This window comes from Myxococcus sp. RHSTA-1-4 (assembly GCF_020037125.1).
GTDB lineage: Bacteria > Myxococcota > Myxococcia > Myxococcales > Myxococcaceae > Myxococcus.
The window spans coordinates 1-14649 of record NZ_JAIQDG010000018.1 but is presented as its reverse complement, the minus strand read 5'-3'; the positions used below and the strand labels follow the sequence as shown (position 1 = coordinate 14649).

The following is a 14649-nucleotide window of genomic DNA, read 5'->3' as shown; positions in this document are numbered from 1 at the left end:
TCGATGGCGCGGCCCGGTCGGGGAAGAAGGTCGGGAAGGGCCGGCGAGGGCGGCTGTTACAAGGCCCGTGCCCCCGGCCGCCGGGCGGGCTTTCGCGGGGTTGGGCTCCCCTCCTTGTGCAGGCTCCTGCACAATGGCGCGCACCCCGGGACACGACGGTGGCCTCGTGGCGGTGGTCGACCGGCGGGGGCGGCGGGGATATAAGTCCGCGGCCCGTGCCGATGGCGCGGGCCAACCGCCCGAAAAGACTCAAGGAGCTTCAGCCCGTGGCGAGCGAAGGCGAACAGCAGCGCGAGCAGACCTTCACCGAGGCCATCCTCGGGAAGGAGACCCTCTCGGCGAAGTGGATGACGCGGTGGCTGGCGCTGCCGTTCAGCACGCGCGTCGTGGTGGCCACGGCCGGCTTCGCGGCCCTGCTCTTCCTGCCCTACCTGGGGGCGGTGGGGCTCTGGGACTGCTGGGAGACGCACTACGGCGAGGTGGCGCGGATGATGATTGTCCGCCGCGACTACGTGTACCCCTACTGGGAAGGCTCGTGGTTCTTCTCCAAGCCGCCCCTCACCATGTGGATGCAGGCGCTGGGCATGCAGGTGGCGGGCACCCTGCGCTCGGAAGGCGCGCTGGGCCTGTTCACCGAGTGGGGCATGCGCGTGCCCTTCGCCCTGCTGAGCATCACCGCCGTGGCGCTGCTGTCGCTGGCGGTGGCGCGGGTGGTGAGCCGGCGCGCGGGCCTGGCCACCGGCTTCATCCTGGCCACCATGCCGCTGTACTTCCTGCTCACCCGGCAGACGGTGACGGACACGCCCTTCGTCACCACCTTCATCTGCGCCATGGCGTGCGCGCTCATCGGCCAGCTGGATGAGACGACGAAGCACCGCGCCGCGTGGTGGTACGGCTTCTACTTCTTCGCCGGCCTGTCCACGCTGGCCAAGGGCCTGCTCGGCGTGGGCCTGCCCGCCGTCATCCTGGTGCTGTACGCGGCGCTGTCCGTCATCCCCTGGGATGGCGCCAGCGTGGACGCGCACCTCAAGTGGTTGATGAAACGCGGCTTCCGTAAGGACGTGCGAGAGGGCCGCCAGCCCATGCCGGTGCTGTGGGGGCAGATGTACCGGATGCACCTGGGCACGGGCATCCTCGTCTTCCTCGCGGTGGCGGCGCCCTGGTACGTCACGATGTCCCTCTTCGAGAGCGTGGACGACGAGGGCAAGCTCTTCTGGTACCGCTTCTTCGTCCACGACCACCTGAACCGCCTCACCGCGGGCGTGCACACCACGACGCCGGGCGGCACCTTCATCTACTTCATCGAGCAGGGCGGCTTCGCCATCTTCCCCTGGGTGGCCCTGCTGCCCGGCGCCTTCGCCGTGGTGGCGCGCCTGAAGCTGCGCTCGGAGAAGAAGGCGGACCACCTGGCCATCATCGCCGTGCTGTGGGTGGCCTTCTCCTTCTGGCTGCTGGCCTCCAGCGCCACCAAGTTCCACCACTACGTCTTCCCCGTGCTGCCGGGCATGGCCATCCTGCTGGCGCTGTTCGCCGACCGGCTCTGGGAGGAGGGCATCTCCGCCCACGCGGTGAGCCTCATCTTCGGCCTCGTCCTCTTCATCCTGGTGGGCAAGGACCTGTCGGAGAACCCGAAGAACTTCACCGACCTGTTCGTCTACAACTACGACCGGCCCTACCCGCAGGACCTGGTGTCGAAGCCCATCGCCTTCTTCGCCTCGCGCCCGCTGTGGACGGGGGACCTGGTGACGCTGGTGCTGCTGGCCTTCGGCGTGTACCTGTCCTTCGACGCCTTCGCGCCCCGCCCCAAGGCCAGGGTTTCTCCGGGCGCGCGCGCGGTGGCGCTGCTCCTGCTGCTGCTGGGCGTGGCCACCCTGGGCGCGGTGGCGTCGCAGGCGCAGGTGTCCGCGACGGCGCTGATGGGGCTGGCGCTGGTGGGCGTGGCCGCCTTCCTGGGCTGGCAGTCCACGCGTCCGGGGACGGAGGGCCGCGCCAGCTTGCAGACCCTGGCGGGGCTGCTGGCGGTGGTGGGCGTGGCGCTCGCCGCGCGCGGCTTCGACAAGCCGGTGGCGGAGGACTCGCTGCTCAAGGCGCTGTCCGAGCCCGTCAACATCAAGAGCTCCCTGGGCTTCACCTTCGCGGTGGCCGGCGCCATGGCCGTGGTGGCGGCGCTGCTGCGGGCGCGGGTGATGCTGTTCGGCACCTTCTGGGCGCTCGCGGCGGGCGTGGCCCTCTGGTTCAACTGGAGCCACTGGGTGGACCTGTCCCACCATTGGACGCAGCGCGACCTCTTCTGGCGGTACTACGCGCAGCGCAAGGCGGACGAGCCCATCGTCGCGTACATGATGAACTGGCGCGGCGAGACGCTCTACTCGCGCAACACGGTGGAGCAGTACCGCAGCAGCGACGCCAACACCCGCATGCGCAACCTGGCCGCGCGGCCCGGCCGCGAGTGGGTGCTGGTGGAGCACAACCGCCTCAACCTGCTTCGCAACGCGGTGGGCGCCGACAAGGTCGTCACCCCCATCGACCGGGACATCAACAACAAGTTCGTCCTGGTGACCGTCGATTGAGCGGCATCCACGTCGAGGGACTGGGCAAGCGCTTCGGCGAGCGCACCGCCGTGGAGGGGCTCTCCTTCCACGTGCGGCCCGGCGAGGTGTTCGGCCTGCTCGGGCCCAACGGCGCGGGAAAGACGACCACGGTGCGCATGCTCACCGGCCTCCTGCGCCCCAGCGAGGGCGAGGCCACCGTGTGGGGCCACCCCGTGGACGGCGACGGCGAGCCGCTGCGCAAGGTGGTGGGCCTGCTCACGGAGCAGCCCGGCCTCTATGACAGGCTCACCGCGCGGGAGAACCTGCGCTTCTTCATGAAGCTGCACGAACTGGATGAGGCCAGGGCGTGGCCGCGCGCGCTGCACTACCTGGAGCGCTTCGGGCTGGGCGGGCGCGAGGAGGAGCCGGTGGGCGGCTTCTCCAAGGGCATGCGCCAGAAGCTGGCCATCGTCCGCACGCTGGTGCACGACCCGAAGGTCATCTTCCTGGATGAGCCCACCAGCGGGCTGGACCCGGAGTCCGCGCGCACGGTGCGCGACGCGGTGGCGGAGCTGGCGTCGGAGGGGCGCACCATCGTCCTGTGCTCGCACAACCTGGCGGAGGTGGAGCGCCTGTGCGAGCGCGTCGCCGTGGTGAAGCGGCGGCTGCTGGCCATCGGCCCCGTGAAGGAACTGCGGCGGGCGGGGCACGCGCTGGACGTGCGCGTGGACGGCGAGGCGGAGCGCTACCGCAACGTGCTGACGTCGCTGCCCTTCGCCCCCAACGTGCTGGCGGAAGGGGCGCGGCTGCGCGTCATGCTGGCGGACGAGGCGCACGCGCCGGACGTGGTGGCGTGCCTGGTGGGCGCGGGCGCGCGGGTGCACAGCGCGGTGCCGGCCCAGCGGCCGCTGGAAGAGGTCTACCTGGAGCTGCTGCGCGAGGGGAGGGGGTAGCCCATGGCGTTCCGTCCGCGGCGGGCCCTGGCGGTGTTCTGGAAGGACTTCCTGGACCTGCGCAAGAACGTGGGGCTGCTGGTGTCCATGGCGGTGCTGCCCACCGTCATGGTGCTGGTGCCCATCGGCGTCGTGTGGTCCTACGTGCGGACGCCCAACCACGCGGACCTGCGCAGCGTGGCGCTCTTCTATGACCCCTCGCTGCCCTTGGGGGCGAGCGCGGCGCGCTTCCTCATCGACAAGACGCTCACCGACTGGTTCGGCATGTTCCTGGTGATGCCGGTGTTCGTCCCCATCCTCATCGCCTCGCAGAGCGTGGCGGGCGAGAAGGAGCGGCGCACGCTGGAGCCGCTGCTGGCCTCGCCGGTGACGGCCGCGGAGCTGGTGACGGGCAAGAGCCTGGCGGCGCTGGTGCCCGCGGTGGCGATTACGTGGGTGGCCTTCGTCTTCTTCTGCGTGGGCGTGGACGTCGTCGCGTGGCCGCTGGTGAAGATGCCGCTGATGCCGGACGCGCTGTGGACCTTCGGTGTGTTCGTCATCGCCCCGCTGTTCGCCTTCTTCGGCAACGGCGTGGCGGTGCTCATCTCCGCGCGGGTGAGCGAGGCGCGGATGGCGCAGCAGTTGTCCGCCCTGGTGGTGCTGCCCATCGTCGGGATGGTGGGCGGGCAGGTGGCCGGTTTCCTCAAGGCGGGGCTGGGCTACTACGCCCTCCAGGGCGCGGTGGTGCTGGTACTGGACGCCATCCTCCTGTGGGCCAGCATCCGCCTGCTGGACCGCGAGCGATTGGTGAGCCGCTGGGGCTGACGTCCGTTACGCTGCGGTATCAGGCCGTCAGGCAGGCAGGCGGCTAGGCAATGGCCAGTGAAACTGGCATCTTACGAGCAGGCAGCCGGGCGAAGGCGGGCGCGTTTTCGTCGTGGGTGCCACGTTCTTAAGAGGAGTGGGTGGCGGTGCGGGTTGACCGGCTGCCGAGGCGGCCACGGAGGCGCTGACTAGCAATGGGTATCTTCGATTCCATCAAGGGCGAGGCGAAGCGCAACTTCATTGCCCGTGCGGACACGGCGAAGGGCGAGATCATCTACAAGTATCCGGAGAACAACGTCCGGATGATGACCCAGCTCACCGTCGACGCGGACGAGGTCGCCCTCTTCGTGAAGGACGGGAAGGTGGAGGGCAAGCTCGGGCCCGGCCGCCACACGCTGGACACCAACAACATCCCGTTCCTGTCGCGGCTGCTGGAGAAGTTCACCGGCGGCAACCTCTTCGTCTCCGAGGTCTTCTTCGTCTCCGTGCGCGAGTTCGCCGGGGTGAAGTTCGGCGGCCCCATCGGTGACGTGCGAGATCCGGAGACGGGCCTGGGCATCGGCACCATGGTGTACGGCGACTTCTCCATCCGCGTGACGGACCCGGAGAAGCTGGTGGTGGGCCTCGTCGGCATGGGCCGCACCGGCAACGACGAGCTGCTCCAGTGGTTCAAGAACCAGGTGCTCAAGGTGACGCGCGACCGCATCGCCGAGCTGCTGGTGAAGAAGCGCTGGCCGCTGCTGGACGTGACGAGCGGCGCGTACACGGAGGAAATCGAGACCGAGGTCATCGGCGGGCTGAAGCCGCACGTGGACACCTACGGCCTCACCGTGGTGCGGATGGGCAACTTCCACGTCAGCATCAAGCCGGAGGACGAGGCGACGCTGAAGAAGCTGTCCAAGGACGTGGCGTACTCGCGCCTGGCCGGCGGCTTCCAGCAGTACGCGCAGGGCCAGGCGATGCTGGGCGCCGCCGAGGGCATGGCCAAGGGCGGCGAGGGCTCCGGCAACGCGCTGGGTGGCATGGGCATGGGCATGGGCTTCGGCATGGCCCAGCAGTTCATGAACATGAACCAGCAGCAGCAGCAACAGCAGCAGCAGCAGCGTCCGCCCGAGCCCGCGCCCCAGGCGGCTCCCGCCGACACGCGCAGCCCCGCGCAGCGCCTGAAGGAAATCAAGGAGCTGAAGGACGCGGGCGTGCTCTCCGACGAGGAGTACAACGCCAAGCGCGCGGAGCTGATGAAGCTGCTGTAACCCCGGGCGCGTTGCTCGACTGATACGAAGGCCTCCGTCCTCACGAGCAGGGCGGGGGCCTTCGCCGTCTCAGGGGCTCAGCGGCCGTCGCCGGAGCCCGTGAACTCCTCCAGGCCCGGCGGCGGAGGCGGCTGGGTGAAGCCCTCCAGGCCCGGCGCCGCGGGGAGGATGGCGTCCTCCACGCCTTCCAGGTTCAGCTTCATGGGCACCTGCAGCGTGGTGCCCAGGCGCAGGAGCAGCACGTCCGGCTCGATGCCCTTCTCGCCAATCGCCTCGGCCACCTCGCGCGCGGACAGCGCGTTGCCCTTGGCCCACAGCTCCTTGAGGAAGGCGCCGGACTGCGGGGCGCGCCACCACGCCGGGCCGAAGCGTGCCTTGAGCTGCGCCTGGAGCTGGCCCGCCAGGAACCACGCGCGGAAGCTGTCCGCGGACTGGAAGAAGTCCTCCTGGTCCACGAGGTAGCGCACCACGTCCTCGTCCGTCATCGGGATGTCGTCCGTGCGCGACATGACCTCGCGGTACAGCTCCAGCGGGTCCGCGTCCGCTCGCCGGTGCAGCTCCAGCTGGTACAGCAGCCGGCCCGCCGCGTGGCGGATGAGGTACAGCTTGTGCGCGCTGGAGGCCGCCAGGTACTTCGCGCGCTGCTCGCCCGCCACGCCCGCGTGCTCCTCCAGCCACACCGGGTCCTCCACCAGGTCCGCGAAGAGCGCCGAGTACGCCTTGCCCACCGTGGGGTTGCCCAGCCGCGCCAGCTCGAAGCGCGGCTCCTTCGTGAAGGCCGCGTGCAGCATGTGTCCGAACTCGTGCAGCACCCGGCCCTGGTGCAGCACGCCCGAGCCCGGCTTGAAGGACAGCCGCACGTCGTCCGGCACCCGCACCGCCAGCGCCAGCGGGCGCGAGCTCTTCCCCTGGATGTCGCGTGAATCAATCTTCACGTTGGCCATCTCACCCAGGTCGATGCTCATCCCCGCCAGCGTCCCGTGCGCCTTGAGCAGCGACTCGCCCTTGGGAAAAGCCTCCTCCACCTCGCGCGAGCGGAACAGCCGGGGGATGTCCGCGCGGGTGATGTCCTTGAAGGGCATGCCCAGCTCGCGCTGGCTCAGCCGCTCCATCACCACGCGGTACGGCCCCTGCGTGGCCTGGAGGATTTCCTCCGCCAGCACGCTCAGCCGCCCCAGGTCCGCCTGCCGCAGCTCGCTGCCGAAGGCCTCGTAGGAGGCGAAGCCCAGCTCGCGCACGAGCTGCTCCGCGCGCTCCTCGCGGCGCCGCAGCGTCTGGTTGAGCCGTTCAATCGCGGGCGTGGCCGCGGCGTACATGGCCCGCCGCTTCGCCACCGAGCGCTCGTTGGCGAGCAGCCGCTCCAGGTTCCGGTAGCGCAGCTCCTTCCCGTCCACCGTGAAGGTGAGGGAGGCCTCCAGGTTGGCCGCCGCGTCGTTGAACTCGGCCAGCGCGCGGGAGAGGTACTCCCCCGCGAAGTGTGAGTGCAGCGCGGTGAGGGCCCGCACCTCGCGCGGGTCCTGCGTGAGCTGCCGGAGCCGGTCTATCTTCCGGATGTTCTCGACGCTGAACAGCGTCTCCTTGCCCGCGTACGTCCCGGCGACGTCCACGTGGCGGCCCTCCGTCCAGAACACCCAGACGAGCCGGTGCTGCGCCTCCAGGAGCGCCTCCGCCTGCGTGGACAGTTCCTTCACGTCGGCGGCGAGCTGCTGCTGCTCGGTGAGGGCCCGGCGGGCATCGGCTGGCGGACCTTTGGGACAGGCGCTGATGCAGAAGGCAACAGCGAGCAGCAGGGGAATCCTTGGGTGCATGTGGTGCCTCATGTTACTTCCGCGCTGCCCATGCCCAACCTTTCTCAATGGCGGGCCGCCCGGGGACGCCAGGCCCTCTACTCCGCCCTGCGCCGTTTCTTCGCCGCCCACGGCTACCTGGAGGTGGAGACCCCGCTGCTCGTCCCCGCCCCAGGCATGGAGCCGCACATCAACGCCTTCGAGGCCGGCTTCATCCCGGAGACCGACGTCGGCCGGGCCCGCACCCTCTACCTCCACACCAGCCCCGAGTACGCGATGAAGCGCCTGCTCGCCGACGGGGCAGGCCCCCTGTTTCAAATCTGCAAGGTGTTCCGGAACGGCGAGGTGTCCCCCACGCACAACCCGGAATTCACGATGCTGGAGTTCTACCGGCCCCAGGCGGACTACCACGCCATCATGGCGGACCTGGAGGGGGCGCTGGCGGAGGCGGGGCGCTCCGCCACCGAGGGCGAGCCCGGCGCGGACCCGGCCTTCTTCACGCGCACGCCCTACGAGCGGCTGACGGTGCGCGACGCGGTGCTGCGCGCCACGGGCGTGGACATCCGGAAGCACCCGGACGGGCCCTCGCTGAAGCGGGCCGCCGAGGCCGCCGGGGTGCGCACCGGCGACGCGGAGAGCTTCGACGACGTCTTCTTCCACCTCTTCCTGCAGAAGGTGGAGACCGGGCTGGGGCACGAGCGGCCCACGTTCCTCATCGAGTACCCGGCGTCCATGGCGGCGCTGTCCCGGCTGAAGCCTGGAGATTCGGCGGTGGCCGAGCGCGTGGAGCTGTACGCCAAGGGCCTGGAACTCGCGAACGGGTTCTCAGAGCTGACAGACCCGGTAGAGCAGAGAACCCGGTTGGTGGAGGAACAGGAGCTCAGGCGCCGGCTGGGGCGGTCCGTGTATCCACTGGACGAGCGGTTCCTTGACGCGGTAGGTCGAATGCCACCCTCGGCGGGTATCGCCGTGGGGCTCGACCGCATCTTGATGTTGCTGCTCGGGGTCCAGCGCATCTCGGACGTCCTTCTGTTCCCCGCTCACGAGTTCGTGTGATTCGAAACCTCCTGCAGACGGCGTTCGCCGGGACGGCGGCGGTGGGGCTCACGGGGGTGTTCTCCCCCGTGGTGTCCGCGCTGTCGCTGCGGGAGGACCCGCAGGACGCGGACCGGGCGCTGAACGCGTGGGCGCGGCTGGTGCTGGCGTCGGCGGGAGTGCGGCACGAGGCGGTGGGGTTGGAGCACATTCCCGCGGACGGGAACGTCGTCTTCGTGTGCAACCACCAGTCGCACTACGACGCGCTGGTGCACCTGGCGCACATCCGCAAGCATACGCGGTACGTGGCCAAGGCGGAGCTCTTCAAGATACCGGTGTTCGGCGCGGCGCTGAGGCGCTCGGGCAACATTCCGGTGGAGCGCACGGGCGGCCGGGGAGACAAGGCCCGCCTGTCAGAGGCCGCGCGAGCGGTGCGCGAACGGGTGAGCGTGCTCTTCTTCGCGGAAGGCACGCGCAGCGAGGACGGCTTCTTGCGGCCGTTCAAGAAGGGGGCCGCGGCGCTCGCCATCCAGGCGGGCGTGCCGGTGGTTCCCATGGCCGTGTCCGGAACACGGCTCATTCTTCCCAAGGGGGGCAGGGCGGTGCGGTGGGGCCAGCGCGTGGCGCTGATGGTGGGCGAGCCCATCTCCACCCAGGACCTGACGATTCAAGACCGTGAGGCGCTCACGCGCCGGCTGGAAGACGCGGTCGCTCAACTCTATTCCGAGGCGTGCAAGCGCTCGGGAGATGTTCCATGAAGAAGCCCGTACAGACCACCTCTCAGGCCCACCCCTGGCATGGCATCACGCCCGGAGATGAGGCTCCTTCCATCGTCACCGCGTACATCGAGATCGTCCCCACGGACGCCGTGAAGTACGAGCTGGACAAGGAGTCCGGCATCCTCAAGCTGGACCGCCCGCAGCGGTTCAGCAGCCAGTGCCCCACGCTCTACGGGTTCATCCCGCAGACGTACTGCGACGAGCTGGTGGCGAAGCGCTGCGCCGAGCGCACCGGCATGAGGGACATCCACGGCGACGGCGACCCGATTGACATCTGCGTGCTGACGGAGAAGGTCGTCTCCAGCGGCAACCTGCTGGTGCGCGCGGTGCCCATCGGCGGCTTCCGGATGGTCGACGGCAACGAGGCGGACGACAAGATCATCGCCGTGCTGGAGTCGGACCTGGTGTACGGCGAGCTGCAGCACATCGCGCAGCTCCCGCGCGCGCTGCTGGACCGGCTCAAGCACTACTTCCTCACCTACAAGCAGATTCCGGGCGAGGGGAAGCGCAGCGTGGAGATCGCCGAGGTCTACGACCAGCCCGAGGCGCTCGAGGTCATCAAGCGCAGCATGAAGGACTACGAGCGGCTCTACGGCGCCAAGGCCAACATGACGGCGAGCCGCGCCCGGCCCGCGCGGCCGGCCGCCCGCAAGACGAAGGCCCGCACGCGCGCCAGCTAGCGAATCTCCAGGAGCCGCACGCGCTTGTAGAGGCGGCGGTCCAGCGGCATCCGGGTGTCGATGAAGCCGAGCGCTTCATCGAACTCGAAGCTGAAGGAGGGGATTGGCGGGCTGATGGAGATGATCAGCTCGAACTGCCAGAAGCTGGTGATGCGCTCCCGTCCGGCGACCGCTTCGGGAGGTGGTGGAGGGAGCTTCTCCGCCGCGGCCCGCACGTCCTTGATGGCCTCCTTGTCCACCTCCGGCTGGTGGCTGGGGTCCACGAGCAGCACGTCCAGCAGCCGGCCCCGGGCATCCTGGTCCACGCGGATGACGGCGCGCCGGGTGGAGCGGAACTCCTCGCGCATCTGCTGGCGCATCTCCCGGCGTGCCTGGAGCTGTGGGTCTCCCACGGTGCTGACGGGCCGGCGCCGGTTCTGCTCCGGCGCGCCCTTTCGCGCGAACGAGCCCGAGGCGCCGTAGTGTTCCGCGCGTTCCAGCCAGATGCGTGAGAATGCACGGCTGCGCTCCACGCCCATGTCGAAGTAGCCCTGAAGGCCGTGCTCCTTCACCGAGCGGTCCGCGTCCCACGCCTTCACCAGCGCCTTGCCCAGTGCGCTGAAATAGGGATGCACCAGTCCCCGGTCCACCTTGCCGCGGCCGACGCTCTCCGACACCAGGTCCTGCACGAGCTGCTGCGCCGACGGTGGCGCGCGCGGGTCCGGGACTCCCGCGTCCACCTCGCCCACCACATCTCCGCCGTGCACGGGGGGCCGCGACTCGCGCGCGGCCAGGAGCAGGCGCGAGTCCGGTGTGCCCGCGCCAGGCAGGCCGGAGGGGAACAGGTCCGCACGGGGCATGTCGGAGAGGGGCGGGACCGCCCTCGGCGCGTCCGCGCGAGGCATGTCGGTGGGGAACGGGGCCGCTCTTTGGGCTTCCGCGCGGAGCATGTCGGAGGGGGACGGGTCCGCCCTCTGGGCGTCCGCGCGCGACGCGTCGGAGGGAGACAGCTCCGACCTGGGGGAGTCAGCGCGGGGCATGCCGGAGGGAGACAGCTCCGACCTGGGGGAGTCAGCGCGGGGCATGCCGGAGGGAGACAGGCCCGCCCTCGGCGCGTCTGCGTGGGGCACGTCGGTGGAGCGTGGGGCCGGCCTCGGAGTCTCCGCGCGTGGCGGTGCTGAAGGCGGAGTCAGTTCCGCGCGGGGCGCGCCCGTAGAGTCCGGTTCCGCCCGGCGCGTCTCCTCGCGCGGCGCATCCGGAGGGGGCGGTTCGGGGAGGCGCTGAGGCGTCCTGTCCGCGATGGGGGAAGGCGATGGCGCGGGGCGCTCGGGCGGGCGTGGCACTTCGGACGCCGGCTCGGGAGGAACTGGCGGCGGTCGCTCGGTGACGCGAGGCGGCTCGTTCCGGGGCGGCGCGCCAGGCTCGGGAGGTGTCCGCTCGGTGACACGGGCGGGCTCCGGGGGCTGGGGCGCTGGCTCGGGCGGTTTTGACACCTCCACCTCGACCCACTCCACCGCCGCGGGCGCCGGGGGAGGGCGCACCCGGGGTGATACCTCTCCGGCCACCAGGAGCCACAGGAGCCCATGGAAGCCAGCGCTGACGGCCAGCGCGAGGAGCAGTCGTCGAGAGGGAGCCGGCGACATGGCCCCTGCTTTTAACCCCGCTCCGGCGCCGCGCCCGCGAATGCGTGGGCCGAAGGTAGGAAACAATACCTTCTCGCGCTTAGGCTCCTCCTCCACGGAGGAGTACACCCAGGATGTCGACCTCGCTGCTCGCGACGGATGGTTACAAATTCAGCATGGCGGAGGCGGGCTGGCCGCTGCGCCAGGAGACCTTCTACTACTCGCACCGCAAGGGGGGCCTCCAGGTCATGCCGCTGGACCTGGCCGCCTACGTCAAGGCGCTGCTCCCCGAGCCCCGCCCCGAGGACTACGAGTACCTCGCCCGCTACGACTACGAGATGGGCGTGGGCTTCAAGGCCGCCATCCTCCGCAAGGACAGGCTGACCGTCCGCGCCATCCCCCGCGGCGCCGTCTTCTACCCGCGCGAGCCCATCCTCACCGTCACCGGTCCCTCCGCCCTCGTGTCCTGGGTGGAGCCGCTGCTGCTCCAGCTCAACTTCCGCATCCAGGTGGCCACCCAGGCCCTGGCGGACCGTGACGCGCTGGCCCGCGCCCTGGCCACCGTCACCTGCGAGGAGCAGAAGGCCATCGCCCTGGAGACGCTCGACGCCGTGGGCGTGAAGCCCGTGCCCATCACCGTCGACTCCGAGGGCTACCTGCGCCGCGTGCGCGCCACCGTGAAGGAGCTGGTCGACATCGTCGAGGACCCCGCCCGCGTCTTCGAGGTGGGCCTGCGCGCCGCCACCTGCATGGGGCACCACGAGCTGGCCCTGCTCGCCTGCAAGGAGGCGGGTGTCCAGCGCACCAGCAACGTGGAGGGCGCGCGCAAGCTGGGGATGATTCCCGTGGGCACCATGGGCCACGAGCACGTCCAGCGCTTCGGCTCGGATGACGCCGCCTTCCGGGCCATGCGCGAGCGCCGGCCTGGCCGCTCCAGCTACCTGCTGGATACCTTCGACACGCTCACCTCCGGCATCCCCGCCGCCTTCCAGCTCATCCGCGAGGACCCGAGCGCCCAGGACTCCATCCGCTTCGACTCGGGAAACAAGAAGCTCCAGTATCTCTACGCCGTGACGCGCGCGCGGGACATCGGCATCCGCCCCGTCAACATCCTCGAGGACGGCCTGGATGCCCAGGCCACCCGCGAGTTCGAGGAGTTGCGGCGCCAGGTGGGCTGGGAGCCGTCCGCGCAGTTCTACGGCTACGGCGGCCACATCGTCGCCCGCACCATGGACTGCCCCTTCACGCGTGACCGCGTGGCCGCCATCTACAAGCTGTCCAGCACCGGCCGCACCCCGGTGATGAAGTTCGGCAACGAGCTGGCCGAGGGCAAGCAGAGCATCCCCGGCACGCCGGTGCTCTTCCGCCGCCGTCATGGCTCGGGGCCCATCGGCCTCGTCGGCCAGGAGGGCGAGCCGGTGCCGGAGGGCTACTTCCCCCTCATGGACAGCGAGCCCGAGTCCCCATCGCTCGTGGGCACCCCCGAAGTCCCGGCCGAGGTCCGCATCGGCTACACCCCGGCCACGCAGGCGCTCGTGGAGGACCTCAAGCGGCGCCACTTCCCCCAGGGGCGCTGAGCCGCTTCCATCATCAACTTCCGTCAGGACACCCGAGGACGTCATGCCCCTGCCCATGCCCCGCTTCCACGAGGACGCGCGCGCCGGCCAGCTCTACCTGGAGCGCGGCGCGGAGGTGGCCGACGAGGCCCGCCGCTACGCCGCCGAGCACCGCATCCGCCCGGCCCGCGAGGACAAGGTCCGCATCGCCGCCTTCGGCATCGACGTACAGGTGGCCTTCTGCACCCCCGGCGCCAGCCTCTTCGTCCCTGGCGCCGTGGAGGACACGCAGCGCGCGCTGCGCTTCCTCTACTCGCACCTGGACCGCGTCACGGAGCTGGTGTTCTCGCTCGACACCCACCGCGCGTTTCAAATCTTCCATCCGGCGTGGTGGAAGGACGCGGAGGGCCGGCCGCCCGCGCCGCTGTCGGTGATTACCGCGGCGGACGTGCGGGCGGGCCGCTGGCGGGCCACCCGCTTCCCGGAGGAGAGCCTCGCCTACTGTGAGCGCCTGGAGGCCAGCGGCCGGTACGTGCTCACCATCTGGCCCTATCACGCGCTGCTCGGGGGCTTGAGCCACGCGCTGGTGCCCGCCGTCTACGAGGCGAGCCTCTTCCACGCCCTGGTGCGCGACACGCCCACGCACTTCGAGCTCAAGGGGGAGCACCCGCTCACGGAGAACTACTCCGTCCTTTCTCCCGAGGTGACGGAGGTGAAGGGGCAGAAGGTGGGTGAGTTCAATACGCGCCTCTTCGCGCACCTGATGTCGTTTGATCGGGTGTACGTCTTCGGCCAGGCCAAGTCCCACTGCGTCCTGTCCACGCTGCGGGACCTGCGTCAGCACATCGAGCGGACGGACCGCTCGAAGATGGGGCGCATCTTCATCCTGGAGGACGCCATGAGCCCGGTGCCGGCGCCTCCGTTGGAGCCGCTGCCCCCGGCGCTGGACTTCCCTCGCGTGGCCGCCGCCGCGCTCGAGGACTTCCAGGCGGCCGGCATGCGTGTGGTGCGCACCACGGATCCGCTCGACGCCTGAAGCCACCGTCCGGGGGCGCGCATGGTGTCCCCGCGTGGTGGATTCGGGGACCTGCCGGGGTGCCCGGAAGCGTGCGCACGCGCCTCGTGGCGGGTGGCCTCCCGTGACGCCCCGGGCGGATGTCGGGCGTCAGCCCGCCAGGGGGGCTGCGTTCGTGTACCCGTAGTGTAGTAGTATTCCGCTCCCATTCTTGGCCTGGCGGTTTCCTCCGCTGGCGCAGGGGGCGTCATGTCTCGAGCGAGCTCGCCCGCTTTCTCCGTGCAGATCGGTGCGTATGGCCCCGAGGCCCTGAGTGTGTCCGGAGTGTCCGGCACCGAGGGCCTGAGCCGGCTGTACGACTTCCGGGTGGACTTCTTCGCCCGAGATGGCGAGCCGCTGGCGGTGGCGGACCTGGTGGGCAAGGACGCACTGCTCACGGTTTCCGTACGCGACGGCAGCCCCCGCTACGTGCACGGCCAGGTGCGCGGGGTGGAGTCGCTGGGGATGAAGACGGGCCGGCGGCGCTACCGCGCGCACGTGGTGCCCAGGCTGTGGCGGCTGAGCCAGGTACACAAGAGCCGCATCTTCCAGGGCAAGAGCGTGCCGGACATCCTCAAGGCGGTGCTGGGCGAGGGTGGGGTGGAGGTGCGGCTGG

Annotated in this window: 12 protein-coding genes; 10 read left to right on the top strand and 2 right to left on the bottom strand. The window is 70.3% G+C overall.

The features are described 5' to 3' along the window. Positions 1 to 266: 266 nt before the first annotated feature. The 4 genes from K8638_RS23720 to K8638_RS23705 all read left to right on the top strand — a co-directional run bounded on the left by K8638_RS23720 (position 267) and on the right by K8638_RS23705 (position 5541). Positions 267 to 2570, top strand: coding sequence for a glycosyltransferase family 39 protein (locus K8638_RS23720; protein WP_223756881.1), 2304 nt, complete (start codon positions 267 to 269; stop codon positions 2568 to 2570). Further along, positions 2567 to 3484 (top strand): ABC transporter ATP-binding protein, encoded by a 918-nt coding sequence (locus K8638_RS23715; protein WP_223756880.1) that lies wholly within the window; start codon positions 2567 to 2569, stop codon positions 3482 to 3484. Before K8638_RS23720 ends, K8638_RS23715 begins: the two co-directional genes overlap by 4 nt. Before the next feature lie 3 nt (positions 3485 to 3487). Beyond that, on the top strand, positions 3488 to 4288 hold the full coding sequence (locus K8638_RS23710; protein WP_223756879.1) for an ABC transporter permease subunit: 801 nt from the start codon (positions 3488 to 3490) through the stop codon (positions 4286 to 4288). Between the two features lie 194 nt (positions 4289 to 4482). Beyond that, positions 4483 to 5541 (top strand): SPFH domain-containing protein, encoded by a 1059-nt coding sequence (locus tag K8638_RS23705; protein WP_223756878.1) that lies wholly within the window; start codon positions 4483 to 4485, stop codon positions 5539 to 5541. Positions 5542 to 5618: 77 nt separating this feature from the next. Here K8638_RS23705 and K8638_RS23700 read toward each other — a convergent pair whose 3' ends face one another. Next, positions 5619 to 7349, bottom strand: coding sequence for a chromosome segregation protein SMC (locus tag K8638_RS23700; RefSeq protein ID WP_223756877.1), 1731 nt, complete (start codon positions 7347 to 7349; stop codon positions 5619 to 5621). Between the two features lie 30 nt (positions 7350 to 7379). Here K8638_RS23700 and epmA point away from each other — a divergent pair, with 30 nt between their 5' ends. The 3 genes from epmA to K8638_RS23685 are packed head-to-tail and all read left to right on the top strand — an operon-like array spanning position 7380 to position 9822. After that, entirely contained in the window at positions 7380 to 8384 is a 1005-nt protein-coding gene (epmA, locus tag K8638_RS23695; protein WP_223756876.1) for an EF-P lysine aminoacylase EpmA, read from the top strand. Further along, a complete protein-coding gene (locus K8638_RS23690; protein WP_223756875.1) occupies positions 8381 to 9121 on the top strand; it encodes a lysophospholipid acyltransferase family protein in 741 nt (246 codons plus the stop codon). Before epmA ends, K8638_RS23690 begins: the two co-directional genes overlap by 4 nt. Continuing rightward, positions 9118 to 9822, top strand: coding sequence for an inorganic pyrophosphatase (locus K8638_RS23685; RefSeq protein WP_223756874.1), 705 nt, complete (start codon positions 9118 to 9120; stop codon positions 9820 to 9822). The genes K8638_RS23690 and K8638_RS23685 overlap by 4 nt, the downstream gene beginning before the upstream one ends. On the opposite strand, the gene K8638_RS23680 is transcribed toward K8638_RS23685, so the two are convergent. Continuing rightward, a complete protein-coding gene (locus tag K8638_RS23680; protein WP_223756873.1) occupies positions 9819 to 10661 on the bottom strand; it encodes an energy transducer TonB in 843 nt (280 codons plus the stop codon). The genes K8638_RS23685 and K8638_RS23680 overlap by 4 nt on opposite strands. 896 nt (positions 10662 to 11557) lie before the next feature. On the opposite strand from K8638_RS23680, the gene K8638_RS23670 reads away from it, so the two are divergent. From K8638_RS23670 to K8638_RS23660, 3 genes are all read left to right on the top strand, one after another. Further along, positions 11558 to 13000 carry a nicotinate phosphoribosyltransferase gene (locus K8638_RS23670; protein WP_223756872.1) on the top strand — a complete coding sequence of 481 codons (1443 nt, stop codon included), beginning with the start codon at positions 11558 to 11560 and terminating at the stop codon, positions 12998 to 13000. 43 nt (positions 13001 to 13043) lie between these two features. After that, complete coding sequence (locus K8638_RS23665; protein WP_223756871.1) at positions 13044 to 14015, top strand: nicotinamidase; 972 nt, start codon at positions 13044 to 13046, stop codon at positions 14013 to 14015. Between the two features lie 228 nt (positions 14016 to 14243). Beyond that, on the top strand, positions 14244 to 14649 hold a 406-nt coding region (locus K8638_RS23660), incomplete at its 3' end, for a contractile injection system protein, VgrG/Pvc8 family (protein ID WP_255662891.1).

Coding starts and splice junctions, on each gene's coding strand:
- K8638_RS23670 (WP_223756872.1), top strand. CDS start 11,558: ATGTCGACCTCGCTGCTCGCGACGGATGGTTACAAATTCAGCATGGCG.
- K8638_RS23705 (WP_223756878.1), top strand. CDS start 4,483: ATGGGTATCTTCGATTCCATCAAGGGCGAGGCGAAGCGCAACTTCATT.
- K8638_RS23685 (WP_223756874.1), top strand. CDS start 9,118: ATGAAGAAGCCCGTACAGACCACCTCTCAGGCCCACCCCTGGCATGGC.
- K8638_RS23680 (WP_223756873.1), bottom strand. CDS start 10,661: ATGCCCCGTGCGGACCTGTTCCCCTCCGGCCTGCCTGGCGCGGGCACA.
- K8638_RS23700 (WP_223756877.1), bottom strand. CDS start 7,349: ATGCACCCAAGGATTCCCCTGCTGCTCGCTGTTGCCTTCTGCATCAGC.
- epmA (WP_223756876.1), top strand. CDS start 7,380: ATGCCCAACCTTTCTCAATGGCGGGCCGCCCGGGGACGCCAGGCCCTC.
- K8638_RS23665 (WP_223756871.1), top strand. CDS start 13,044: ATGCCCCTGCCCATGCCCCGCTTCCACGAGGACGCGCGCGCCGGCCAG.
- K8638_RS23710 (WP_223756879.1), top strand. CDS start 3,488: ATGGCGTTCCGTCCGCGGCGGGCCCTGGCGGTGTTCTGGAAGGACTTC.